The following is a 25,021-nucleotide window of genomic DNA, read 5'->3' on the forward strand; positions in this document are numbered from 1 at the left end:
GTCAACTCTTCAAGGAAACTGCATGAGCAAGTCTCGACAGAAAGTCGTGAAATGGGTCATTACCCTGTGTCTGGTGGCCGTGGCGGTCTGGTGTGCCATCTGGCTGTGGAAGACCTACATGTACAGTCCCTGGACGCGGGATGCTCGCGTGCGTGCCGAGGTGATCACGCTGAGCCCTGACGTGTCCGGCTGGGTGAGTGAGCTCAACGTGGCGGACACCACTCGCGTCAAGCAGGGCGACGTGATTCTGCAGATCGACCAGGCCCGCTATGCGGCGGCGCTGGCTCAGGCCAAGGCGAGTCTGGCCAGTGCCAAGGCCACCTTGCGGCTCAAGGAGCATGAAGCCAATCGACGCAGTCGCCTGACCAACCGGGCGATCAGTGAAGAGGAGCGTGACAGTGCTCGCCTCGAGGCCGAGGTGGCTCGCGCCGATGTGCAACAGGCCGAGGCGGCGCTTCAATCCGCGCAACTGGATCTTGACCGTACCCAGCTGACCGCTCCGGCGGATGGCAGCATCCTCAACATGCACCTGACACAGGGCAACTATGTGACGGCGGGTACTTCGGTCATGGCGTTGATCAAGGATGACTCCTTCTATCTCAGCGCCTATTTCCAGGAGACCAAGCTGCAGCATGTGCGCAAGGGAGATCCGGTTCAGATCACGCTGATGAGCGGCAACAAGGACTTCAAGGGCCGTGTCGTGGGAATCGGTGAGGGGATCGCCGATGACAATACCGCGACCAATGCCCAGCAGCTGCCGCAGGTGAGTGCGACCTTCAGCTGGGTACGCCTGGCACAGCGCATTCCGGTGAGAGTGGAGTTCGATGATATCGAGGCGGTACGGGCGTCCGGGGTCAATCTGGCGGCAGGCATGACGGCGAGTGTCCGGCTGCTCAGTGTGTCTCCGGCACTCGCGGCGTTTCTCAGACCCTCTTCCTTTGCCCTGAAGTTCGCCTTCAAGGGTGTCCTTGCCATGTCACTGGCACTCTATGCGGCCTTCTATTTTGATCTGGATCGCCCGTACTGGGCGCTGATCTCGGCGGCCTTTCTGCAGATACGCCCGATGTCGGGGATGGTGGTCGAGAAGGGCATCTGCCAGATCGCCGGCACCGTGGCGGGTGTCGGTGTCGCCGTCGTGATCATGGGGCTGTTTGCCCAGGCGCCGGAACTGGCACTGGGCAGTGTCACCTTGTGGATCGGCCTGTGCATCTACGGGGCTTCGCTCACCCACAACAACCTCTCCTATGGCTGCGTGATGGGGGCGGTGGCCTGCATGATCATCGTGGTGCTGACGTCCTCGGCGCCCGGCAACTTCTTCTCGGTGGCGCTGGCTCGCCTCAGTGAGTTGAGTCTCGGTGCACTGTGCGCCGTGCTGGTCAGTGCGCTGGTCTGGCCGATACGTGTGCGAGACCATCTGGGGCAGCTGGCGGATACCGCCGTCAACGCCACCTTCCGTTATATGGCGCTGGCCTTCTCGGACCCCTCCCAGGATGACCTGAGCGCCGAGCAACGGCATGCCGAGGAGAATCGCGAACGTCAGGCGATGCTCGAACAGATGATGACCGGCCTTGGGGCGCTCAACAATCTCGAGATCGATGCCCACTCCGCGCGGTATGAGGGGCCTCAGGGCAAGGGGCGTATCCGCGGTGTCCATCTGCTGACTCGGCGGAGCATGCGCCTCTATGCCACCCTCAAGGCACTGCATCAGCTGCGTCACCCGGAATTCTTCCTGCCAGCAACCGGAGCGCTTCAGTCAACCGACACAGGACCTGATGCAGCGACTCGGCAGCGCCTTCCAGAGCATGGCCGACAACCAGGGGATCGGGCAGGCACGCGCCACCTTGAAGGAGCTGCGCGGAGAATGTCTGAGAATCTCACGCGGTCAGCGCAATCTGTCTGCCCTCGAGGCACGGCTGCTCTATAGTCTGCGGGAAGTGCTGGGCCATGCGCTGGTGATGCTTCAGGCGCGTGAGGTCATCAATCATCCCGGTCGTCATCAATTGCGCCAGCCCAGTCTGAGCTGGCATCGCGATCACGGACGAGCGGCGACCAATGCGCTGCGTGCCATGCTGATCTTCGGGACTACCTCCATCTTCTGGCTGGCGACGGCCTGGGACAATGGGGCGGTGGCCATGCTGCTGGGCACGTTGTTCTCCGGTATCTTCGCCAGTCGCGATGACCCCGCCCCCATCATTCCCATGGTGCTCAAAGGCCTGCTGTTCGCCGTTCCCAGTGTGCTGTTGTTCGGCAATGTCCTGTTGAGTCAGGCCCAGCATTTCGTGCCGTTCATTCTGATCTTCAGTGTTCCGTTGTTCATCGGCCTGATGGGGTCCGTGGTGCCGGTGCTGGCGGGGATCTGTCTGCCGTTCGTGGTGTTCAATATCCTGCTGGTGATGCCCGACAACGGCATGACCTTCGATGTGGCCTATACCCTCAACCGGAGTCTGGCGGCCGGGATCGGCCTGATCGTGACCATTCTCGGGTTTCGCCTGATCCCGGTACCCGGGGCCGGCTGGGACAAACGCCAGCTGATCCAGACAACGGCAAGTGATATCCGGGAGCTGGCCGAACGCCCCGCTCAGCAGGTGGACAGCTGGTTCGGGGGACGCATGGGGGATCGCCTGCTGCGTCTTGCCCGCCATGAGCAAAGCCGTCAACAGGAACAGCAGTCACGTCAGGGCGGTGTCGTGGTCAGAAGCTGCCGAACAGGCTGCCCAGCGTCACGACACTGATCAGAGCCAGCATCGGGAACGCCACGGTCATCATGAACATCTGTCCGTAGGACTGGCGGTGAGTCAGCTTGCAGATGGCCAGCAGCGTGATGACTGCACCTGAGTGCGGTAGCGTATCCATGCTGCCAGCCGCCAGTGCCGCCACACGGTGCATCAATTCAGGGTCTATCCCGGCATTGACGGCCATCTCCATGTAGGTCGAGCCCAGTGTCGAGAGCGCGATGCTCATGCCGCCCGAGGAGGAGCCGGTAATCCCTGCCAGCACGTTGACCGCCACGGCCTCGGAGATCAGCGGATTGCCGGGGTAGAGCCCCAGTACTGCCTCCTTGACCAGTGCAAAGCCGGCCAGGCTTGCGATCACGGCGCCATAACCGACCTCCGAGGCGGTGTTGAAGACGGGCAGCATGGCACCGAAACAGCCATTGTTGACCGTCGTCTTCAAGTCAGCCCACTGCTTCCAGCGAGTCACCACCAGCCAGAGTGACGCACAGCTCAGCGCGATCAATATCGACCACATGCCGGTGGCGCCGGCAGGGTCCAGCTCCGGGAAGGCATCATTGAGATAGGAGAAGTCGATGCGCGGGAAGACAAGGTAGGTGAGCAGGGCATTGAGTCCGATCACCAGTATCAGCGGGATCACCGCTGACAGCATGCTCATGCGTGCCACCGGTGTATCGTCATTCAATGCCTCATTGTCATGCTTGCCGTAGCCTTCGCCCTGCGCCTGAGCTTTCGTGGCTCTGCCCTTCAGCCACCAGGTGCCCAGCCCCAGCATGATCAGACCGGCGATGATGCCAAGTCCGGGAGCCGCGAAGCTGTTGGTCTGGAAATAGGGAATCGGAATCGCGTTCTGGATCGCCGGGGTACCGGGCAGGGCGGTCATCGTGAAGGTGAAGGAGCCCAGCGCCAGTGCCGCGGGCAGCAGTCGCTTGGGTGTCGAGGTACGCCGGAAGAGCTGGGCCCCGATGGGATAGACGGCGAAAGCCACCACGAACAGCGAGACGCCACCGTAGGTCAGCAGGGCGCAGGCCAACACGACGGTGAGGATCACATGGCGGGTTCCGAGGCGCTTTACCAGCCCCTCGGAAATCGCGTGGGCTGCCCCGGAATCCGCCATCAACTGGCCAAACAGGGCACCGAGAATGAACAGCGGAAAGAACTTGGCCAGGTAGCCGCCCAGCTGGCTCATGAAGGTGACGGTATAGCTGGGCAGCAGGGCGCCTGCATCACCTGAAAGCACGACGGCAAGAGCCGCCATCACAGGTGCCAGCAACAGAACGGTGATACCGCGGTAGGCCAGGAACATCAACAGTCCCAGCGATATCAGAATGGCAAGAATGCTCATGAAGGGGACATCTCGTGGTTGGCGTTGTAGTCATGGTGTGCCGTCTGCCAATGACGCACGGTAGAGTTTGTCTGACAAGAGGACAATGCGGCTTAAGTGGCAGCGCGAATAATTGAAGGCAAACACCAGATTGCCTCTGCAGCGCAGGCGCACACCCTCCGGCAGGGCGGTGGTAAGGATGGCTGCCTTGCGACATTCCTCGACCAGCACGGCCATGAGGGTATCTTCTTCAAGCCAGGCGGTCAGATAGCTGACCCCTGCGCGCTCCGTGAGAGCCGCTTCTCCATCATCGAAACGAGTCACGACCCTTGCCGTGGTACGCGTGCTGTCGAGCAGGTCTCGCCAGCGCAACGCGTGGCCATGATGACCATTGGCCGTGGTGACGCCTGGGCAGGCACCGGGGCGCAGACCATCGACCCGATCGACCGTGACGCCGGCCAGCTCGCCGAGGGCGCCCGGTGCCAGTTGATCGGGTATCTGGAAGTCTGGCGTGCGTGAGCCGGAGCGTGCGCCGATCACGATACGGCTGCCGCTGTCACGTGCAGCGCTCAGGCGTGCCGCAAGCGCATCGTCGGCAATCACCTGACAGGGCAGCACGACGAGAGGATAGCCACTGACATCATCTCGAGAGGAGACGATGTCGATGTCCAGACCCAGCCGGCGAAGGGCGCTGTACCAGCTCAGATGCAGTTCCAGCGCATCGAAGTCCTCGGCATGCGGTTGAATCTGGCAGGCCCAGATCGAGGCATAGTCGAACATCAAGGCCACGGGGGCCTGTTCGGGCCAGTTCATCGCGGACCTGCAACAGCTCCGGCCAGGCCGAGGCCGGTGAACCATCCGGACGCAACAGACCCGCATGCATCTGTTCCTGCGCGAAGGGGGCCTGACGCCAACGGAAATAGGAGACGACTTCCGCGCCGTGGGCAAAGGCCTCATGGCTCCAGAGGCGAACCATGCCGGGCAGTGGGGCGGCATTGCTGATGGCCCAGTTGACCGGACCCGGCTGTTGCTCCATGACCCACCAGCGCCCCTTGCACATGGCGCGATAGAGGTCGTGGTGGAAACCGGCGAAATCAGGGTGGCCCTGTTGGCGATAGAACGCCTTGGTGGCTTCGGGATGGGCACCACGCTCCAGAAAGCCCAACGGGTAGCTATCCCAGCTGGCGATGTCCAGGTCTTGGGCGACGTCAAAGTGGTCAAACTCCGTGAACAGGCCCATGAAGTTGTGCACGATATCGACGTTCACGCCGCTGTCTCGCAGCGTCTGGACCTGAAGCCGGTTGTACTCGACCACCATGTCGGAGCAGAAGCGACGATAATCCAGCACGATCGCCGGGTGTGGCTCGGTGACGGTGCCGACCGGCGCCTCGACCTGCGAGAAGGTGGTCACTTCCAGGCTCCAGAACACCGCGCCCCATGCCTCATTGAGCGCTTCGACACTGCCGTAGCGTTGTTCCAGCCACTCAGGGAAGCCTGCGCGCGCCGCCCGGGAGTAGCTGAGGATGGTGTCGTGACAGCCGTATTCGTTGTCGGTCTGCCACGCCATGATCGCCGGATGAGTGGCGTAGCGCTCCGCCATCAGGCGCACGATACGCTCGCTCTGCGTGCGATAGACGGGCGAGGAGAAGCAGTAATGACGACGTGAGCCATATCCCCGCACCTGGCCATGCTCATCGACGGCCAGTATCTCGGGATGGGCATCCACCAGCCATTTCGGGGGCGTGGCCGTCGGGGTTCCCATCACGATCTTGAGACCGGCGCGGGCAAGCACCTCAACGGCCTCGTCGAGCCACTCGACACGAAGCTCTCCGGAGCGCGGCTCCAGCCGACTCCAGGCGAACTCGCCTATGCGCACCACGCGAATGCCGGCCTCGAACATGTCACGGGCATCCTGCGCCCAGCGCTCACGCGGCCAGTGTTCCGGGTAATAACAGACGCCGAGTTGCATACAGGTCATCCTTGAATCGGTGAAGTGATAGCCGGAGTCAGGTGGATCAGGATCGCCTGTTCCGGGTCGAGCACCGGCAGGGCAAGCCCGGTACGCATCAGCATCTCGCCACTGGCGACGACGGGCTCCCCCGAGAGCTGGGCCTGCACCCAGGCCGGCAGCTGCTTCATGCGGCGTTCGGGATGTTCCGGCAGTTCCAGCAGCTCGAGTCGATAATGCTGCTCGGCGATGAGCCCTGCCAGCGGCTGTGGCGCAGGTACGGCGTGTCGTGGCATGGCCAGCTGGCTGATGCAGTAAATCGCCTCTTCACCGTCCTGGCTGACCACGCCATGTGCATGCTGGCCGTCATCCAGGCAGTCCAGACGCCAGCTCACGCCGCCATGCAACAGACCGCGCAATGCCTTGTAGCGCTCGATCCAGACGCGCAGCTCCCCACGCTCGCGTGGCGCGAGCTGGCTGACGTCCAGTTCAAGGCCCAGGTGACCGAACAGGGCCGTGGAGGCACGGAAGGCAAGGGAAGTACGCCGCGACGTGGTGTGTGCATGCTCCGGCCCGATATGGGCCCCGAGCAGCTCCGGCGGCAGGAAGCGACTGGCACCGCGCTGGATGTGCGTTCGCTCATGCGGGTCGTTGCAGTCCGAGGTCCAGACGCGATGGGTGTGGCGCAGAATGCCGTGGTCGGTACGGGCGCCCCCCGAGGCGCAGCTCTCGATTTCCACCTCAGGGTGCGCCTGGCGCAGACGTGCGAGCAGCGCATAGAGCGCTTGTACCTGAGCATGCGCTGCAGGCATGCCGCGTCGCTCGCCGGACTGGGTCGCGGCGTGGGTGAGGTCGCGATTCATGTCCCACTTGAGATAGCGGATCGGGTAGTCGCTGAGCAGGGCATCCAGTCGCGCAAACAGATAGTCAGTGACGTCAGGGCGTGTGAGATCCAGCACGCATTGATACCGCCCCAGTGGCTGCTCACGGCCTTCCAGCGCCAGTATCCAGTCGGGATGCGTGCGAAAGAGCGCGCTGTCAGGATTGACCATCTCGGGTTCCACCCACAGACCGAATTCCATGCCCTGGGCATGGACGGACGCGATCAATGGCCCCAGTCCCTCGGGGTATTTGCCCTGATCCAGGTACCAATCGCCCAGCGCTGCTCGCTCACCATCGCGGCCCACGAACCAGCCATCGTCGAGCACGAAGCGTTCCGCGCCGACGTCGCCGGCAGCGGTGACCAGCTCCTCCAGACGCTCGGCGTCGTGATCGAAATAGAGGGCCTCCCAGGTGTTGACGTGGACCGGGCGAGGCTTGTTCGGCGTCGGCCAGTCAAGTCGTGCGCGCAAGGTACGATGCATGCGCTGACTGGCGCCATTGATGCCCGTATCCGACCACGCCATGACGACTTCCGGCGTGGTGACGCTGGCACCGGCGGCCAGTACCTGCTCACCGGGCAACAGCAGTGCGCCCAGCTGCAGTTGCGTGCTGCCATCGAACTGGCGCTCCACCAGCAGTCGATGGTTGCCGCTCCAGGCCAGGTGCGCGCTGATGACCTCCCCGGACTGCTCACTGAAGCCCTCGGTGCCCACGATGAGGGAGGGCACGCGCTGGTGAGAGCTGCGCCCGCGCCGATTCTCGAGCGTGAAGGTGCCTTCACTCAGGGCGTGGCGTGTCTCGGTGAACTCCTGGACCCAACGGCCACCGAAGCTCAGGCACTGTTCGAAGCGGTTCGGCAGTGGCAGGCAGCATGCCGCCAGCCACTCGAGACGATAGTCGGCCGTACCAGGATTGCGCAGGGTGGTGGACTGACGCAGCACCCCCTCGATGGTGAGCGTGAGTGACAGCAGAACTTCCAGCTCGCTCGTGGCATCCGCCAGTGTCAGCTGGGCATGCGCGCCCAGTGAATCGGTCGAGCACGCCACCTCACTCAGTCGCATGTCGGTGAGCCAGTCACGTCCATCACGGTCACCGATCAAGGCCGGATAGCCCGCAAAGCCAAGCCCGGCATCATTGAACAAGGTATTGGGCGGCAGCTGATCGAGGCTTGCCTGGGGCGTGGCAGCAGCGCTCATCAGGCGGTGCTGGGCTGGCGTGACCGGGGCGATGCGCCCCAGGTGGGCCAGCCTGATCAGGCCATCGGCGAGATCCAGCTGTAGCTGGATGCCGTCGGCGCTCAGGCTCAGCCATTGCTGTTGGGGGGACCAGGTCGCGTCGGGCGCTGCCGAAGGTCGGGTGGATGGGGCGTCTGCGGTCATCATGAGAGGTCCAGAAATAAAGAAGAATCAGAGACGGAATGGCAGTGTCAGCTCAGCACCAGCGGCGCTTCTGCCAGTCCCTTGAAGCCGTGTGCTGACAGGTCCAGCGCGAAGAGATCACCATCACCCGCCGCATGATCCGGCGTGGCCATGCCCTCATGCGCCGTGGTGATATACAGCGTGCTCAGCCCCTCACCACCGAACAGCGGGCACGAGGGCTGGCTGACCGGCAGGGCCACATGGGCGATTTCCTTGCCGTCATGATCCAGCCTTGCCACGCGGCCGGCCCCCCAGAGCGCAATCCACATATGGCCGTCGGCGTCGATCACGGCGCCATCCGGGCCACCGCCACAATCGCGCAGGTCGGCCCAGACTTCGGGGGCGTCGTATTCACCTGCCGACCCTTCACGTGCTGACCCTTCACCTGCTGATTTGAGTGGCCAGCCATCGGCGTCCAGCGGCCAGCGCATCACCTGACCGGTAACGGTGTCGGTGAAATAGGCGAAGCGGCCATCCGGCGAGAAACACAGCGCATTGGGAATGGTCAGCCCATCCATGAGCTTGCAAAGCTTGCCGCGGTGCAGGCGGTAGAGACTGCCAGCTCCGGTCTCGGCGTTGCAGCCCATGCTCGAGAGCCACAGACTGCCGTGGGTATCCACTCGAGTATCATTGCTGCGTGTCGCGGGCATGGCGTCCGCCTCGAAGGACATGACATCCTCCACGGCGCCTGTCTCGGGGTTCCAGCGTGACAGCATGCCTTCCCCGACCAGCAGGTAGTCGCCTTCAAGGGTGACCGCCGCATAGGAGGTGCGGCGCGCAAGCTGAGTGATGACGTGATCACTGCCATCCGCGGCCGCGTGATGCAGCTCGCCGGCGAGGATGTTCAGCCAGCGCACCCGCGCAGGCAGGGTGGTTGTCGCGGGTGTCCAGCCGGGGCCTTCTCCCAGCTCGCAGTGGCTGGCCACGAGGCGCTCAGCCGTGCCCAGGCAGGTCGATCGTGTCATCCGTTACTCCTCGTGAATCCTGTGGGAGAGCCACCGGGGCTCAGTCGGCGGCGGTCCAGGCGGAGACCAGCTTGCGTGCTCGTTCACCGACGTCAAAAGCCGTCAGACCCGGCGTGTAGATGGCCGTTCCCAGACCTGCACCATGGACACCCGCCGCACGCCATTGCGCGAAGTTGTCACTGCCGATGCCCCCGACGGCATACAGCTCGGTGCCTTTGGGCAGCACGGCCAGCATCGCTTTCATGTTGACGATACCGACCTGGGTCGCCGGAAAGAGCTTGAGACCTGAGGCGCCGGCGGCGAGGGCCGCGAAGGCCTCCGTCGGCGTGACGATGCCTGGCATGGACACCATCTCGAGGCGGCGGCTCTCGCGAATGACCTCGACATCGGCATTGGGCGACACGATCAGCCGACCACCGACGCCGTGCACGTCCCGCACCTGCTCCGGCGTCAGGACGGTGCCGGCACCGATGAGGATCTGGCCGTCATGGGCCGTCGCACAGTGCTTGACCAGCGCCGCGATGCTGACCAGCGGCTGGGGCGAATTGAGCGGAACCTCGATACGGGTGATGCCCGCCGCGATGATCTCGTCGGCAATCGCGATGATTTCCTGCGGCGTGACGCCGCGCAGAATGGCAACCAGGGGAAGGCTCATGGAAGTCTCCAGGTGGCACCGGCCAGCTCAAGGCCCAGCACCAGACCGGAAAGCCGCGCACCCAGCAAGGCTGCGCGCGAGGCCTCATCATCGAGGCGTTCATCGAGCAAATCCCGCGCACGGATGCCGAACAGCGCCGCCGTCATGCGCGCCGGTTCCGCCATGGCCGCATCGATGCCTGCCAGAAATGCCTGACGCTGTGGCTCATCGGCAAGATCCCCTCCCGCCACGGAGTGCTTGAGGACCGAATCCTGACTGAGCAGCTTGTAGAGTTCACCGCTCATGAAGGTGGTGAAGCCCGTGATCGACCCGTTCTCGAGCTGTGCCCACTTCGCGTGGGTGCCGGGCAGGCAGACGGCTCCGCTATAGCCCGGCTGAGCGGCGACCAGACCCGCCAGCTGTGTCTCCTCGCCGCGCATGACATCAAAGGCCGGCTGGTGCTGACACAGCCCCGGCACGATGGTGACGGCGATACGTCTGTCGCGCGTTGCCACATGGGTCAGCTGCTCTGCCAGGCCAGACAGGACATCGATGGCAGGGGCTTGCTCACCCGGGACCGGAAGGTAGGCCGCTTCCACCCAGCCCTGGCGTGCGCCCGCCATGCCGCAGATCAACACCGGCATGCTTGAGTTGGAGTCCTCGGGCAGCCAGTCATTGATCACCACCCGCAGGACATCCTCGAATTCATCGCTCGCCAGACCCAGCATGCCGCGGGCACTGCTTGCCTGGGCGATGATCCGATCCTGATCATCCAGCGCCCAGGCACGCAGATTGCTGGAGCCCCAATCCACGGCGATCCAGGCGGGGAGGGCATGGACGGCGCTCACACTCGACCTCCATCCACGACCATCGGTTGGCCGGTCATCATGCGTGAGGCGGTGGAGGCCAGGAACAGACAAGGATTGATCATGTCCTCGACCGGAATCGCTTCCTTGAGGCACTGCTGGTCGATGCACTCGTTCAAGTCCTTGTCATTGACCCACAGCTCGCGCTGACGCTCCGTCATTACCCAGCCCGGAATCAGACAGTTGACGCGAATGGCGTCTGGCCCCAGTTCACGCGCCAGGGCCTTGGTAAGCCCCATGATGCCGGCCTTGGCGGTGACGTAGGTGGGATAGCCCCCCAGCCCCAGCATGTAGCTGTTGGAAGACAGGTTGATGATGGCGCCGCCTCCCAGTGCCCGCATGTCAGCCGCGACCGCCTGAGCGGTGAAGAACTGGGGACGCAGGTTGGTGGCGATGGATTCATCCCACTGCTCCACCGTCCATTCCTCCAGCGTATGGCGAGTGTCACGGGCCGCATTGTTGACCAGAACGCCTATCGGCCCATGGACCTCGCGCGCCTGTGCAACAGCCGCCTGCAATGCCTCGATATCCTGGATGTCGCAGCGGATGAACAGGGGGCGATTGGCGTATCGGGCCTCCATGGCGTCACAGAATTCGCTGGCATCGGACAACCCGACGAAGGCGACCTTGGCACCCTGCGCCAGGAAGCCTTCGGTCAATGCGGCACCGATACCCGAGCCTCCGCCGGTGATGAAGACACTGGCACCCGCCAGGTCCGGGTAGCGAAAGTCCGCGAAGGCGGGGAGTTCAGTATGGAGTGATGTGGTACGGGTCATGATGAGTCCCTTCTGCAGCGTGACAGACTCTCGACAGAGAGCCTGTCCTGGCATGGCGTCTGTGTTGTCAGTGTGTACGTTGCGGCTTGCTCGGCATTACCACTCAGCGACGGAGCCGTCTTCGTGGGTCCAGACCGGGTTGCGCCAGCGATGCCCGACCTTGGCACGTTCCTCGACGAAGGCTTCGTCGATCTCGACCCCGAGCCCCGGGCCCTGGGGAATGGCGCAGAATCCGTCCTTGATCGCCAGCGCGTCCTTGTCGACCAGGTAATCCAGGACGTCGTTGTCCTTGTTGTAGTGGATGCCCATGCTCTGTTCCTGGATGAAGGCGTTGTGACACACCGCATCCAGCTGCAGGGAAGCCGCCAGCGTCAGCGGGCCCAGCGGACAGTGCGGTGCCAGGGCCACGTCATAGGCCGAGGCCAGCGTCGCGATCTTGAAGCCTTCACTGATGCCGCCGCAGTGGGAGAGATCCGGCTGGATGATGTCGACCATGCCGTCCGCCAGCAGGTCACGGAACTGGAAGCGGGTGTGCAGGCGCTCGCCGGTGGCGATGGGCGTCGCGATGCCCTCGGCGATATGCTTGAGCGCGGGCAGGTGCTCAGGTGCCACCGGCTCCTCGATGAACATCGGGTGGAACTGCTCCAGTTCCCGCAGCAGCGCCTTGGCCATCGGGCGGTGCACGCGGCCATGGAAGTCGATGCCGATCCCCACGTCCGGGCCGACCGCATCACGCGCTTCGGCGACACGCGCCACGGCGTCATCGATCTTCTTGTGGGAATCGACGATCTGCATCTCCGGCGTGCCGTTCATCTTGAAGGCCGTGAAGCCCTGGTCGACCAGCGCCTTGGCACCTGCGCCGACCTCTGACGGGCGATCGCCGCCCGTCCAGGCGTACATCCGCATCTTGTCGCGCACCGGGCCGCCGAGCAGCTGATGCACGGGCACTCCCAGATCACGGCCCTTCAGGTCCCACAGGGCCTGGTCGATGCCGGCGATCGCGGACATCAGGATAGGGCCGCCGCGATAGAACCCTGCGCGGTACATGACGTTCCACAGGTGCTCGATGTTGCGCGGGTCCTGGCCGACCAGATAATCCGACAGCTCGTGGACCGCGGCTTCCACCGTGGCGGCGCGCCCTTCGATGACCGGTTCCCCCCAGCCATAGCAGCCCTCATCGGTCTCGATCTTGAGGAACAACCAGCGTGGCGGAACTTGCCAGGTCTTGAGTCGAGTGATTTTCATGTCGAGAAGCGCGGCGTCTCGAGGCGCGGGTGATCAAGGCCGAATCCGAGATCGCGCGCAGCCGTTTCCAGCACGCGCTCGGCACAGGTACGCGCCATGTCCGGTTGACGCAGGCGGATGGCTTCCATCACGGCGCGATGTCGCTCGAGACTGGCACGGTGATGGGCCTGGTCGTGCTGTTGTGCCGCCTGCTGGGAGGACTCGATCAACTGGCTGATGGAAGGGCGCAGCAAGCTACCCAGCTGGGCCCACACCAGGTTGTGGGTGGCGCGGTAGATGGCCTCGTGGAACGCCACGTCAAATTCGCTGTGAGCTGCCTGCTGCTCGTCATTGGCGGTCGCGACCATTCCCTCGAAGGCGCGCTCCAGCCTTGCGAGGTCCTGGGCGTTGGCCTTGGTCGCCGCCAGGGCGCTGACATAGGGCTCGACGGACAGCCGGAAGGCGTAGATCTCACGCATCAGGGCAGGGTTGATGCCTTCCAGTCCGCTGATCCAGTCGCTCATCAGTGGATCCAGCAGTTGCCATTCGCTCATCGGCCGCACCAGGGTGCCACGGCCGGCAGTGCGCTCCAGCAACCCGGCCCCCACCAGTTGGGCCAGTGCATTGCGCAGCCGGTTACGGCTGGCATCGAAGCGCTTGCAGAGGTCCATTTCACGCGGGAAGTTGTCGTCTGGCTCGAACTTGCCGGCCAGAATTTCACGCGCCAGGCAGGCAGCGATGGCTTCCATGCTGAGCCTGTCCTCACCGCGCTGCTCAAGCTCGTTTTCCAGACGCCCCATGCGTTGGCGCATCTGACGCTGACGGGTGCGGGATTGCCGGAAGAGGGCATGACCGATGGCCAGGAACAGCAGCAGGCAGGCACCGAGGGTCAGCAGGAGATGCCAGCGCTCCAGACGACTTTTCTCCTGCATGATGTCCGCGTGGGCTGTCAGGGCCGCATTGTTGATGTCGCCCATGTAGACCCCACTGGCCACGATCCATTGGAAGGGTGGATACAGCGCGGCATAGGTCGTCTTGTCTTCTTCAGGCCCCCCACGGGAGCGGGGGAAGCGGTAATCGAAGAAGATGCCACTTCCCTGCAGGACACCCTCGAGTTCGGTCTTGTAAGGCTGGCGTCCACTGCTGTCCCGATGCTCGGTGGAGAGCAGCGTGCCTTCGGTGCCGGGCAAGAGCGGGTGAATCAGGCGACGGGCGTAGCCGGGGCCGCCCGTCGGATCCAGAATTTCATTGATCCAGACATAGCGACTCTCTCCCTTGTCCAGGCTGGCATGCAGGGATTGACGAAGCTCGTTGGCGACCAGGAATGCCACCATCTGCGGGTCGATATGAATCAGGGTCCAGATGGCTGGGAGGTGCTCATGATCAACGAAGTCAAATCCGTGCTTGCTGCATTCATCGGCGTTCAGAAGGAAGCCAACCGCAAACGTGACTTCGAGCATGGTCATGCGCTGGACTTTCTGGTGGTAGGACTGGTGATGGCTGCTCTGTTGGTCGGGGGCATGGCATTGCTGGCCACGGTGATGGCGGCGTGAGGGTTACCAGCGACGAGAGAACAGCGGACTCGTCTGATCGATACCTGTCTGGTAACTCACGCTGAAGATGGACAGCGCGTACAAGGCATCTTCCACATACTGGTCCGAGCGCAGCTGGAAGGCGTCGATGCCACAGCGGCTCATGTAATGCAGCTGATCGACCAGCACATCGCCAATGGCGCGAATTTCGCCCTGGAAGCCATACCGCTCTCGCATCAGGCGGGCGAGGGTATAGCCACGCCCATCATTGAAGTTGGGGAAATCGACTGCCAGCAGCGGTGCAGTGGCAAGTGCTTCTCCCAGCTCCGGTGTCAGCTCGGTATCGCTGGCAAGCCAGGGGCCAAGCTGGTCAGACCCTTCACCTGCGTCAACCAGCGCCTGCCAGTGTGCCAGAGGCAGCAGGGCAGGTTGCTGGTAGCTTGGCAGGTTACCGTCTTCATCAAGGCGCACGACCTGCCAGGCGTCCTCGGGGACCAGCTGGTTCTGACGGATGACTCCGCCTTGACGCTGATCAGTCAATTCACGTGCTGACGTCATTTCCGCTGTCACCTCAGGCATAGACCCGCTCCTTGAACGGCTTCATGCCGATGCGGTGGTAAGTATCGACGAAGACCTCATCTTCCAGTCGCTGCTCGACATATACCTGCAACACCTTGTCGATGACGTTCGGCATGTCCTCGGCATTGAACGACGGGCCGAGAATCTTGCCGATGGTCGCGTTGTCATCACTGCGGCCGCCAAGCGAGACCTGATAGAACTCCTGGCCTTTCTTGTCGACACCGAGAATGCCGATGTTGCCGACGTGGTGGTGGCCGCAGGCGTTCATGCAACCGGAGATGTTCAGATCCAGCGGGCCGAGGTCATACAGGAAATCGAGGTCTTCAAAGCGATCCTGCAGTGCCTGGGCGATCGGGATCGACTTGGCATTGGCCAGTGAGCAGAAGTCACCGCCAGGGCAGCAGATCATGTCGGCCAGGGTGCCAACGGTCGGATTGGCCATGCCCAGCGCGTCCAGCGCCTTCCAGAGATTCTCGAGCTGATCGACCGGCACATCTGACAGCACCAGGTTCTGCTCGTGCGTCACACGCAGTTCACCGAAACCGTACTCTTCCGCGAGGTCGGCCACGGCGTCCATCTGATCAGCGGTGACATCGCCCGGCGCGAGTTCACGGCGCTTGAGCGACAAGGTGACGGCCTTGTAACCCGGGACCTTGTGGCCGACGACATTGTTGGTCACGAAACGGGCAAAGGCCCGATTCTCGCTACGCAGTGTCTCGTAGGCCGCAATCGCGTCCTCGCCGACGGCACGACGCGCCGGTTCCGGGAAGTACTCGGTCGCCTTGGCAACCGCCGAGTCTGTCAGTGTCTCGGGGCCATCCTTCAAGTGTGCCCATTCTTCCTCGACACGACGGCGGAACTCCTCGATGCCCAATGCCTTGACCAGGATCTTGATGCGCGCCTTGTACTTGTTGTCACGACGGCCCCACTGGTTGTAGACGCGGACGATGGCGTCAAGATAGGTCAGCAGGTGCTGCCAATCGAGATCTTCCCGCACGACATCGCCGACCATCGGGGTACGACCGAGGCCGCCACCTGCCAGCACGGTCGCCTTGACGCGACCATCCTCGCCACGTGTCAGGCGCAGGCCGATATCGTGGACCTGGATCGCGGCACGGTCCGCGCTGGCGCCGGTGACGGCAATCTTGAACTTGCGCGGCAGATAGGCGAACTCCGGGTGCAGGGTGGACCACTGACGAATCAGCTCACACCAGGGACGCGGATCCACCGTCTCGTCTTGCGCGATACCGGCGAACTGATCCGTGGTGGTATTGCGGATGCAGTTGCCGCTGGTCTGGATCGCATGCATCTCGACCTGGGCCAGCTCGGCGAGGATCGCCGGGACATCTTCAAGCTTCGGCCAGTTGAGCTGCAGATTCTGACGCGTGGTGAAGTGACCATAGGCACGGTCATAGCGACGGCTGATGGCAGCCAGTGAGCGCAACTGTGCAGCGCTCAGCATGCCGTAGGGAATGGCGATACGCAGCATCGGTGCGTGACGCTGAATGTAGAGGCCGTTCTGCAGGCGCAGGGGACGAAATTCTTCCTCACCCAGGCGGCCGGCCAGATAGCGGTCCATCTGGTCCTTGAACTGAGCTACCCGCTCGTCGACCAGGGTCTGGTCGTAAGTGTCATACCGATACATGTCAGGGGTGTCCTGCGGTCGGGCATCAGGTGGGCGACCACTGATGCGAGTCTTGTTGATGCTGCGGTCACCTTACTCCCTATCTTTTATTCTTTAAAAGAATAAATAATCATACTTTTCGATGATAGGGTTATGAAGAAGATGCCATGAGTGTGCCTACGGCAAGAACGAAAGAAAAGGCCAGAGGCTGCAATATGCGCGTCTGGCCCTGCGGGCATTGAAGGCCTGCAGGGGCATCGGACGCGCGAAGTGATACCCCTGGAAGGCGCGCACTCCCATGGCCCTGAAGATCTCTGCCTGACCCCGTGCCTCGATTCCCTCCACGACGACCTGCATGCCAAGCGAATGCCCCATGTCGACGATGATGCGTGCAAGCTCCCTGTCTCGCCGGCTTGTCTGTACGTTCATCACGAACGAGCGGTCGATCTTCAAGGTGCCGAAGGGCAGGTTGTGAAGATAGGAAAGGCATGAAAAGCCAGTACCGAAGTCATCCAATGACAGATTCACGCCCAGCTTACGAATCGCCTCCAGCTGAAAGCGCAGGCTGTCCTCATTGTCGAGCATCAGATTTTCGGTCACTTCGATGATCAGCTGCCGAGGACGTATCGGATGGCGTTCGATCAATGATTCGAGCTTGTGCAGCAGGCCCTGATCCCTGAACTGCATGACAGAGGCATTGACGGACAGGTAACGAGTCTCGATACCTTGCTTTTGCCATTCACTCAAGATGACGGCCGCTTCTTCCAGTACCCAGTTTCCGATATCGATGATCTGCCCCGTCTTCTCCGCTGCCGCAATGAATTCATTGGGCGCAATCAAGCCAAGGTCTGGGTGATGGATACGCACCAGTGCCTCCGCCCCCAGCAATGATGGTGCATCGAGATCAGGACTTTGCGCCTGGAAGATGGGCTGCAGGTAAAGGCAGAGCCAACCTCTGGTCAGGGCCTCGCGAATCAGACGCTCCTTGAGGAACAATGGCTCACCGTCCTCCAGAGCGCTGTCGCGTACACAGAGTCGGTACTGGTTGCCTCCCTTGTGCTTGATATCCATGACAGTGCGCTCGAGCAGGCGCATCAGACGACTGGGCGTCTCATCATCCTGGCGAACTTCAAGCCCTGCCTTGCTCAGGCTGAGATTGATGGGCTCCCCCGCCTTGAGAAGCGGCGTCGAGAAGGCCAGTTCAATCCGACGCGCCAGGGCGCGCAATTCGCTTGTGTCACAGGTCATGACGAATTCATCTCCGCCGGAGCGACCCATCCAGGCTGGAGTGCAACTCTTCAGACGTTCTCCTGCTTCCTTGAGCAGGATGTCGCCGTCGACAGGGCCGAGGTGGTGATTGATGCTGTGAAAACGATCGATGTTGACCAGCAGCAGTCCGAAGGGAGCCCCGCCATTGATGAGTGTCTGAAGGTGTGAGTTCAGGGCCAGACGATTCGGCAGCTGTGTCAGCGGGTCGATCAGCTCATGCTCCAGCAATCGCTTCTGGGTCCGCTTCAATTCGGTAACGTCCGACAACAGCATCATGGTGCCGCGTTCGCTGTCATTGGTGGCCGACGGGATGACCACCTGTACCTGCCGGTCCTCTTCGTAGAGGCATTTGAGGGTCATCACCTGGTTCTCGCACGCGTCCCCCTTGCGAAGCGCCGAGCTGATGCGATCGATACAATGAGTATTCTGGCCGATGATCAAGGTATCGAAGGGCGATCCCACCAGTTGCTCTCGCTTCCACCCCGTTACCTCGAGCATCCTCTGGCTGACATCCAGCACCGTACCGTGAGCATCAATCACCAGGAGCAGTGCAGGGGTGTCGCGATAGAAATGCTGATAGCGCTCTTCGTTGTCACGCAGCGCCTCCATCATGATGAAGATGCGCTCGCCCAGGCTATTCAGCTGTGCAATGACCTTGTTGATCTCTCTTGAGCGCGTGAGCGGGATCCTGCGAAATGCCGTCTGCGGATTCTCCAGCTGACGCATGCTGGCGATCGCCCGGTTGAGAGGGTTCATCACGTAGCGTTTCAATTGCCAGGAAACGATCAGCAGAACGCAGATGATGATCGAGAGTGCGATAACGAACAGCAGCGCTCCTCCCTGGTATTGCTTGGCAAGCAAGGGAGCATTGGTGCTTTCCATCTCCAGTCGCCCCACGACCTGCGTCACGAGAGAATTGCGATAGACCAGCTCCTGGGAATGTATCATCGGGTCCAGGGCGTCGCCCGGCTTGGTGATCTCCTCGACGAGAGTGCCCTCATGGTTGTAGTAGCGCACTGCATCATCTGCTCCAACACTGCCATCGGATCAAACGCGTAGTCGTCTTCCATTGTCTGCAATCTGAAGCGCGTGAAGTCCACCGTTTCCCAGTCCGGCTGGATCAGCAACGGGCCGTAGATATCGACATTTCCCTGATGGATGGGGCTCATCGGGAAGTGCACGGTTCTGGGGGCCCAGTGGGTGTCATCAGCGTGGTCTCTCAACATCACCATCGCCCAGGCTCCCGCCATGAAATGCCCGCCATCTGACATCACCATGCGCTTGTCCATCACCATGGCGATGCCCTCGGGCGACCAGTTGAGACCCGCGATCAGCACATCCTTGCCCGGCTGCATGCCACTGGCTTCAACCGCTCGGACGGCACCTTCCGCCATGGCGTCGTTTGCCGCCCAGATGAGGGTATTGTGCAATCCCGAGCGTTCGGCCCATTGGAGATAGTGATGCGTGAGCCGCTCAGCATCCGGAAGGTTCCAGCGTGCCTCGAGAATGCGCGTCATCTTGACGACATCATGCTCAGCAAAGCCATTCAACATCCCGGCATTGCGAGCGATGGAGGCTGGCGTTCTGGTATCGCCGATCAAGGCGAGCCCGTGGCGCGTTTCACCGGGCGGATAGATACGCGCTGCGTCAATCAATTCGCTGGCCATCCTTCTCCCGGCGCCATGGTTGTCGGGAATGACGCTGGCGATCCAGGAGGGGTGGACACTGCCCGGGACGCCATGAGTTGTCTGCTCCTCCGGGGTCAAGCCGTTCAACAGCATCACGATATGTGATGAGCCGCCATCTGCCAGAGGCAGGAGGTCGGAAGCGGCCTGCTCCTCATTGACCAGCACGAGATAGTCCGGGGATGTTGCACGCGCCAGGGCCGCGCTTGCCAATCGTTTCATGAGGATGGGATTTCGCTCGGCATATACGACTTCCAGCGAGACATTCAGGTCTCGAGCTGCTGCCTGCATCGTCGCCGTGACCATGTTCCAGAATCGTTCCCCAGGCAGCCCCGGATTGACGAAGACGGCGGTCAGATTTCGCCCGGGCTCAGAGCCGCAGCAACTGCCACTCTCTGCGTTGCCAGATGGCACTGAAGACAAGAGAGTTGAAGATTCGATACCCGAGCTGAGTGCACCAGATGGCCAGCAATCCACCCTCCAGATGCACCCCGAACCACCAGGCAAGCGGGAGGAAGAGCAGCCATTGGATGGCCAGGGTGGCGGTCATGACCGTGCGATTGGCACCAGCCCCGAGCAACGCCTGAGCCAGCACGATGGCCGCGCAGTCCATGATGATCATCACGGCGGTCAGCTGTAACGGGAGCTTGCCCAGCGCGATCAACTCCGGGCGATGCAGGAAGAGGCCCAGCACGCTTTCCGGTGCCGCCCAGAGCGGCAATCCCAGCAGCATGAGGCAAGGCAGGGCGATGCGCACCGTATCCCATCCCCAACGATGGGCATCTTCATGGTGATCGCGCCCCAACGCCTGACCCACCAGACTCATGGCCGCCAGCCCCAGACCGACTCCTGGCAGAATGAGCAGCAGGGAGAGATTGACCAGCACATGACCCACCGCCACGCTGGCCGCGTCGATCCTACCCAGAATCCAGAACAACACGGCATAGCCCGCCGCAAACCACAGCTGTTGGAAGGAATGGGGCACCGCCAGCTTGAGCAGCGTCAGGTAGTGTCTCAGTGGCGGCCAGGCATGCAGTACGCCATGTTGTCTGCGCTCTCCCAGGGTCGCCTGCACCCACAGGCCCAATGCCACGAAGAGGGACAGTGTCGTACCGGCACCTGCACCATCGGCCCCCATCCTGGGGGCGCCATAGAGTCCATGGATCAAGATGATGCTCAACACCACATTGATTAGCTGGGTGATCAACATGATACGCAGATAGATACCGGTGCGCTGAAGTCCATTCCAGAATCCGCGGAAGCAGAATGCCATGGCGACGGGCACGATGCCGGCGACGCGCCATTGGAAGTAAGAGGTGGCCGTTGCGTGGACCTCAGGCTGGTCATTGATCAGACGAAGCAAGGTGTCTGCCCAGTGATGGCAGGCCAACATCACGGGAATGCCCACCGACAATGCCAATATCAGTCCGGCATTCAGCCCTTCGCCGCAACGTTCGGGGGCAGATTCTCCCAGCCGTCGAGAGGTCTGGGCCTGCACGGCGGATGACAGCCCGAAGATCAAGGCCGTGACCATGAACATGGCATAGCCCCCGACCCCGACTCCGGCCAGCGCCGTCTCACCAAGCTGTCCTACCAGGGCGGCATCGATCAGATTGAGAAGGCTCTGCGAGAGCATGCCACCGATGATGGGCAGTGCCAGCTTCAGAATTCTCAGGCTGCGTTGGCGTTCAGGCAACATCACGCACGCCCCGTTGTCCGGATCGTAGCTCAGTACCGGTGACAACCAGCGCTCCATTTCGGCGAGTGGCATGCGCTTGCGCTCCGCCAATGACAGCACCTGGTCCCGGGTGATCTTGCCGGTGGAGAAGTACTTCGACTCAGGATGGGCGAAGTACCAGCCGGAAACGGCGGCGGCAGGCCACATGGCGAAGCTCTCGGTCAGCACCATGCCGGCATGCGTCTCCGGTTCGAGCATGCGGAACAGCGTGGCCTTCTCGGTGTGGTCCGGACAGGCCGGGTAGCCGGGCGCCGGGCGTATGCCCCGATACCGCTCGGCGATCAGTGCCTCGTTGTCGAGCACTTCTTCGGCGTCATATCCCCAGAACTCCTTGCGGACACGTTCGTGCAGGCGCTCGGCAAAGGCTTCGGCGAGACGATCCGCCAACGCCTTGACCATGATGGCGTTGTAGTCATCGCCAGCCTCCTCGTACTGTCTGGCCAATTCATCCGCCCCATGCCCGGTGGTGACGGCGAAGCCACCGATCCAGTCCGGCTTGCCACTGTCTCGGGGAGCGATGAAATCGGCGAGGCTGTGACAGACGCCGTCGCGGTTCTTGGTCATCTGCTGACGGATGTGGTGGAGATGCTCGATGACCTGAGTACGCGACTCATCGGCATAGACCTCCAGGGTATCGTCGTCGACACAGTTGGCTGGCCAGAAACCGATGACCCCACGTGCGGTCAGCACCTTCTCATCGATCAACTTGCGCAGCATTTCTCTGGCATCGGCGAACAGGGCACGCGCGGCGTCTCCGACCACCTCATCCTGCAGGATCTTCGGATACTTGCCTGACAGCTGCCAGCTCATGAAGAAGGGCGTCCAGTCGATACGCTCGACCAGTTCGTTGAGATCATACCCATCGAAGACCTTGAGGCCCGTGAAACTTGGCGCCGGCGGCGTGTAATTCTCCCAGTCAGGCTGGAAGCGGCGCTTGCGCGCCTGGGCATAGTCAAGGTCCGCAGCCTTCGGGCGTCGTTTGGCATTGCGTTCACGCACCACGGCATACTCGCTGCGCACCTGATCGACGAAGTCGGGCTTGAGCTCGGGTGACAGCAGACGAGACGCCACGCCCACGGCGCGCGACGCATCGGTGACATAGATGACCGGATGCTCGTACTGTGGCTCGATCTTGACCGCCGTGTGCGCCTTGGAGGTGGTGGCGCCCCCGATCAGCAACGGCAACTGCATGCCCCGACGCTGCATTTCCCTGGCGACGCTGACCATCTCGTCCAGTGATGGCGTGATCAGGCCCGAAAGCCCGATGATATCGGCCTTCTCGTCGATGGCGGTCTGCAGGATCTTTTCGGCGGGTACCATCACGCCAAGATCGATCACCTCATAGTTGTTGCACTGAAGCACCACGCCGACGATGTTCTTGCCGATGTCGTGGACATCGCCCTTGACGGTGGCCATGACGATCTTGCCCTTGGCCTGGGTGTCTCCGGACTTTTCTGCCTCGATGAAGGGGATCAGGTGGGCAACCGCCTGTTTCATGACCCGTGCGGACTTCACCACCTGGGGCAGGAACATCTTGCCGGCACCGAACAGGTCACCGACGACATTCATGCCATCCATCAAGGGGCCTTCAATGACCTCGATGGGGCGCGCCGCCTGGACCCGCGCCTCTTCGGTATCTTCCTCGATATGCGTGGTGATGCCCTTGACCAGCGCGTGCTCGATACGCTTGTTGATTGGCCAGCTGCGCCACTCGAGATCTTCCTTCTTCTCGCCAGTACTGCCATCACCCTTGTACTTGTCGGCAATGTCGAGCAGACGCTCGGTACTGTCATCACGACGATTGAGCACCACATCCTCGACGGCCTCACGCAACTCATCGGGTAGATCATCGTAGAGCGCCAACTGGCCGGCGTTGACGATGCCCATGCTCAAACCCGCCTGGATGGCGTGATAGAGGAATACCGAGTGGATCGCTTCACGCACCGGGTTGTTGCCGCGAAACGAGAAGGACACGTTGGAGACACCACCGGAGATCATCGCATGCGGCAAGTTGGCATGGATCCAGCGCGTGGCCTCGATGAAATCGACACCGTAGTTATTGTGCTCCTCGATGCCGGTGGCGATGGCGAAGATGTTGGGGTCAAAGATGATGTCCTCGGCCGGGAAGCCGATATCTTCGACCAGCAATCGGTAGGCGCGCTCGCAGATCTCGATCTTGCGCTCATAGGTGTCGGCCTGTCCGACATCATCGAATGCCATGACCACCACGGCCGCGCCATGGCGTCGACAGATCTGCGCCTGGTGACGGAAGCTTTCCTCGCCTTCCTTGAGCGAGATGGAATTGACCACCGCCTTGCCCTGGATGCACTTGAGCCCCGCCTCGATGATGTCCCACTTGGAGGAGTCGACCATGATCGGCACCCGCGAGATATCCGGCTCCGAGGCGATCAGGTTCAGAAAGCGCACCATGGCCTCCTGTGACTCCAGCATGCCTTCATCCATGTTGACGTCGATGACCTGCGCGCCGCTCTCGACCTGCTCGAGGGCGACTTCCAGCGCGGTGGTGTAATCCTCTTCCTTGATCAGGCGACGGAAGCGCGCGGAGCCGGTGACGTTGGTACGCTCACCGACATTGACGAACAACGAGTCCGGCTGGATGTTGAAGGGCTCAAGCCCCGACAGGCGGCAAGCTCTGGCGATCTCGGGCACCTTGCGGGGCGCGCATTGATCCACCACACCCTTGATCGCGCGGATATGTTCCGGCGTGGAGCCACAGCAGCCACCGATGATGTTGAGCAGACCCTCCGAGGCGAAGGTTCGGATGATCTCGGCCATCTCGTCCGGGGTCTGGTCGTACTCGCCGAATTCATTGGGCAGGCCCGCGTTGGGATGCGCAGACACGAAGGTATCGGCCTTCTCGGACAGCTCACGCAGATAGGGGCGCAGCTCCTCGGCGCCGAGAGCACAGTTGAGGCCGATGCTCAGCGGGCGAGCGTGGCGTACCGAGTTCCAGAAGGCTTCGGTGGTCTGGCCGGACAGCGTGCGTCCCGAGGCATCGGTGATGGTACCGGAGATCATCACCGGCAGGCGCGGGTGACCCTCGTCGAACAGCTCCTCCAGGGCGTAGATCGCCGCCTTGGCATTGAGCGTGTCGAAGATGGTCTCGATCAGGATCAGGTCCGCGCCGCCCTCGAAGAGCGCCAGCGCAGCTTCGCGATAGTTGTCGCGCAGGATATCGAAGGTGACGTTGCGCTTGGCGGGGTCGTTAACGTCGGGGGAGATGGAGCAGGTGCGGCTGGTCGGGCCGAGCACCCCGGCGACGAAGCGCGGGATGCCGGTCTCGGCGGCCACGTCATCGGCTGCCTTGCGCGCCAGTCGCGCCGATTCGAGATTGATCTCGTACACCAACGCCTGCATGCCGTAATCGGACTGCGACAACTGGGTCGCATTGAAGGTGTTGGTCTCGACGATATCGGCGCCGGCCTCGAAATAGGCGCGGTGGATCGCTTCGACGATATCCGGGCGTGTCAGGGCCAGCAGGTCGTTGTTGCCCTTGATGTCACTGGGCCAGTCGGCGAAGCGTTCACCGCGGAAGTCTTCCTCTTCCAGCCCATAGCTCTGCAACATGGTGCCCATGCCACCATCGAGGATCAGGATACGCTCCTGCAGCGCCTGTCTCAGCGCGTCAGACAGGGGCAGGGAATAGGGAACAGGGGGGTGGGCTTGCGCCATGACGGACTCCAGCGTACGTGACTTGTCGCGTTGTTTCCCGGACGTGTGACTCTGTTTGCCAAGCAAGGACTTTGCCAGGCAAGAGGACTTTGCCAGGCAAGCCACACGCCACAGGCGCGAACTCATTGCTAT

Annotated in this window: 17 protein-coding genes and 2 pseudogenes; 3 read left to right on the top strand and 16 right to left on the bottom strand. The window is 62.2% G+C overall.

Features of this window, described 5'->3' with window-relative positions:
- Window positions 1-118: 118 nt before the first annotated feature.
- Window positions 119-1,675 (top strand): annotated as a pseudogene (locus CU110_RS17620) (efflux RND transporter periplasmic adaptor subunit); the annotation flags it as partial.
- Window positions 1,676-1,772: 97 nt separating this feature from the next.
- Entirely contained in the window at window positions 1,773-2,732 is a 960-nt protein-coding gene (locus CU110_RS17625) for an FUSC family protein (protein WP_164850315.1), read from the top strand.
- Here CU110_RS17625 and CU110_RS07920 read toward each other — a convergent pair.
- The 10 genes from CU110_RS07920 to CU110_RS07960 all read right to left on the bottom strand — a co-directional run bounded on the left by CU110_RS07920 (window position 2,692) and on the right by CU110_RS07960 (window position 14,103).
- Complete coding sequence (locus tag CU110_RS07920) at window positions 2,692-4,077, bottom strand: GntP family permease (protein ID WP_084208659.1); 1,386 nt, start codon at window positions 4,075-4,077, stop codon at window positions 2,692-2,694. The genes CU110_RS17625 and CU110_RS07920 overlap by 41 nt on opposite strands.
- Window positions 4,078-4,107: 30 nt before the next feature.
- The gene (locus CU110_RS16855) at window positions 4,108-4,803 is read right to left on the bottom strand and encodes a beta-galactosidase trimerization domain-containing protein (protein ID WP_240665552.1); all 696 of its coding nucleotides are present in this window, start codon (window positions 4,801-4,803) and stop codon (window positions 4,108-4,110) included.
- Window positions 4,697-6,025 carry a beta-galactosidase gene (locus CU110_RS07925; RefSeq protein WP_205694013.1) on the bottom strand — a complete coding sequence of 443 codons (1,329 nt, stop codon included), beginning with the start codon at window positions 6,023-6,025 and terminating at the stop codon, window positions 4,697-4,699. Before CU110_RS07925 ends, CU110_RS16855 begins: the two co-directional genes overlap by 107 nt.
- A 5-nt stretch (window positions 6,026-6,030) precedes the next feature.
- The gene (locus tag CU110_RS07930; RefSeq protein WP_127735380.1) at window positions 6,031-8,268 is read right to left on the bottom strand and encodes an alpha-galactosidase; all 2,238 of its coding nucleotides are present in this window, start codon (window positions 8,266-8,268) and stop codon (window positions 6,031-6,033) included.
- Window positions 8,269-8,312: 44 nt separating this feature from the next.
- A complete protein-coding gene (locus tag CU110_RS07935; protein ID WP_084208662.1) occupies window positions 8,313-9,269 on the bottom strand; it encodes an SMP-30/gluconolactonase/LRE family protein in 957 nt (318 codons plus the stop codon).
- Between the two features lie 40 nt (window positions 9,270-9,309).
- Window positions 9,310-9,924 carry a 2-dehydro-3-deoxy-6-phosphogalactonate aldolase gene (locus CU110_RS07940; RefSeq protein WP_084208663.1) on the bottom strand — a complete coding sequence of 205 codons (615 nt, stop codon included), beginning with the start codon at window positions 9,922-9,924 and terminating at the stop codon, window positions 9,310-9,312.
- On the bottom strand, window positions 9,921-10,751 hold the full coding sequence (locus tag CU110_RS07945) for a 2-dehydro-3-deoxygalactonokinase (RefSeq protein ID WP_164850316.1): 831 nt from the start codon (window positions 10,749-10,751) through the stop codon (window positions 9,921-9,923). The genes CU110_RS07940 and CU110_RS07945 overlap by 4 nt, the downstream gene beginning before the upstream one ends.
- Window positions 10,748-11,545 carry an SDR family oxidoreductase gene (locus tag CU110_RS07950; RefSeq protein ID WP_084208665.1) on the bottom strand — a complete coding sequence of 266 codons (798 nt, stop codon included), beginning with the start codon at window positions 11,543-11,545 and terminating at the stop codon, window positions 10,748-10,750. Before CU110_RS07950 ends, CU110_RS07945 begins: the two co-directional genes overlap by 4 nt.
- Before the next feature lie 96 nt (window positions 11,546-11,641).
- Window positions 11,642-12,790: a galactonate dehydratase gene (gene dgoD / locus CU110_RS07955; RefSeq protein WP_077376333.1), complete on the bottom strand. Its 1,149-nt coding sequence runs from the start codon at window positions 12,788-12,790 to the stop codon at window positions 11,642-11,644.
- A complete protein-coding gene (locus CU110_RS07960) occupies window positions 12,787-14,103 on the bottom strand; it encodes an FCD domain-containing protein (RefSeq protein WP_164850317.1) in 1,317 nt (438 codons plus the stop codon). The genes dgoD and CU110_RS07960 overlap by 4 nt, the downstream gene beginning before the upstream one ends.
- Window positions 14,104-14,148: 45 nt before the next feature.
- Here CU110_RS07960 and CU110_RS07965 point away from each other — a divergent pair, with 45 nt between their 5' ends.
- Complete coding sequence (locus CU110_RS07965) at window positions 14,149-14,322, top strand: DUF2970 domain-containing protein (RefSeq protein ID WP_077376348.1); 174 nt, start codon at window positions 14,149-14,151, stop codon at window positions 14,320-14,322.
- A gap of 3 nt (window positions 14,323-14,325) precedes the next feature.
- Here CU110_RS07965 and CU110_RS07970 read toward each other — a convergent pair whose 3' ends face one another.
- From CU110_RS07970 to metH, 6 genes and pseudogenes are all read right to left on the bottom strand, one after another.
- Entirely contained in the window at window positions 14,326-14,880 is a 555-nt protein-coding gene (locus CU110_RS07970) for a DUF934 domain-containing protein (protein ID WP_084208669.1), read from the bottom strand.
- Window positions 14,873-16,525 (bottom strand): nitrite/sulfite reductase, encoded by a 1,653-nt coding sequence (locus tag CU110_RS07975; protein WP_077376353.1) that lies wholly within the window; start codon window positions 16,523-16,525, stop codon window positions 14,873-14,875. The genes CU110_RS07970 and CU110_RS07975 overlap by 8 nt, the downstream gene beginning before the upstream one ends.
- 156 nt (window positions 16,526-16,681) lie before the next feature.
- Window positions 16,682-18,790, bottom strand: a complete 2,109-nt coding sequence (locus CU110_RS07980) for a GGDEF domain-containing phosphodiesterase (protein ID WP_127735393.1) — start codon at window positions 18,788-18,790, stop codon at window positions 16,682-16,684.
- Entirely contained in the window at window positions 18,718-19,935 is a 1,218-nt protein-coding gene (locus CU110_RS07985; RefSeq protein WP_127735396.1) for an ABC transporter substrate-binding protein, read from the bottom strand. The genes CU110_RS07980 and CU110_RS07985 overlap by 73 nt, the downstream gene beginning before the upstream one ends.
- Complete coding sequence (locus CU110_RS16125) at window positions 19,829-21,157, bottom strand: MATE family efflux transporter (protein WP_084209709.1); 1,329 nt, start codon at window positions 21,155-21,157, stop codon at window positions 19,829-19,831. The genes CU110_RS07985 and CU110_RS16125 overlap by 107 nt, the downstream gene beginning before the upstream one ends.
- An 18-nt stretch (window positions 21,158-21,175) precedes the next feature.
- Window positions 21,176-24,889 (bottom strand): annotated as a pseudogene (gene metH / locus CU110_RS07990) (methionine synthase); the annotation flags it as partial.
- Between the last annotated feature and the right edge of the window lie 132 nt (window positions 24,890-25,021).

Origin of the sequence: Cobetia sp. ICG0124 (assembly GCF_004006355.1) — a bacterium.
Taxonomy (GTDB): Bacteria; Pseudomonadota; Gammaproteobacteria; order Pseudomonadales; family Halomonadaceae; genus Cobetia; species Cobetia marina.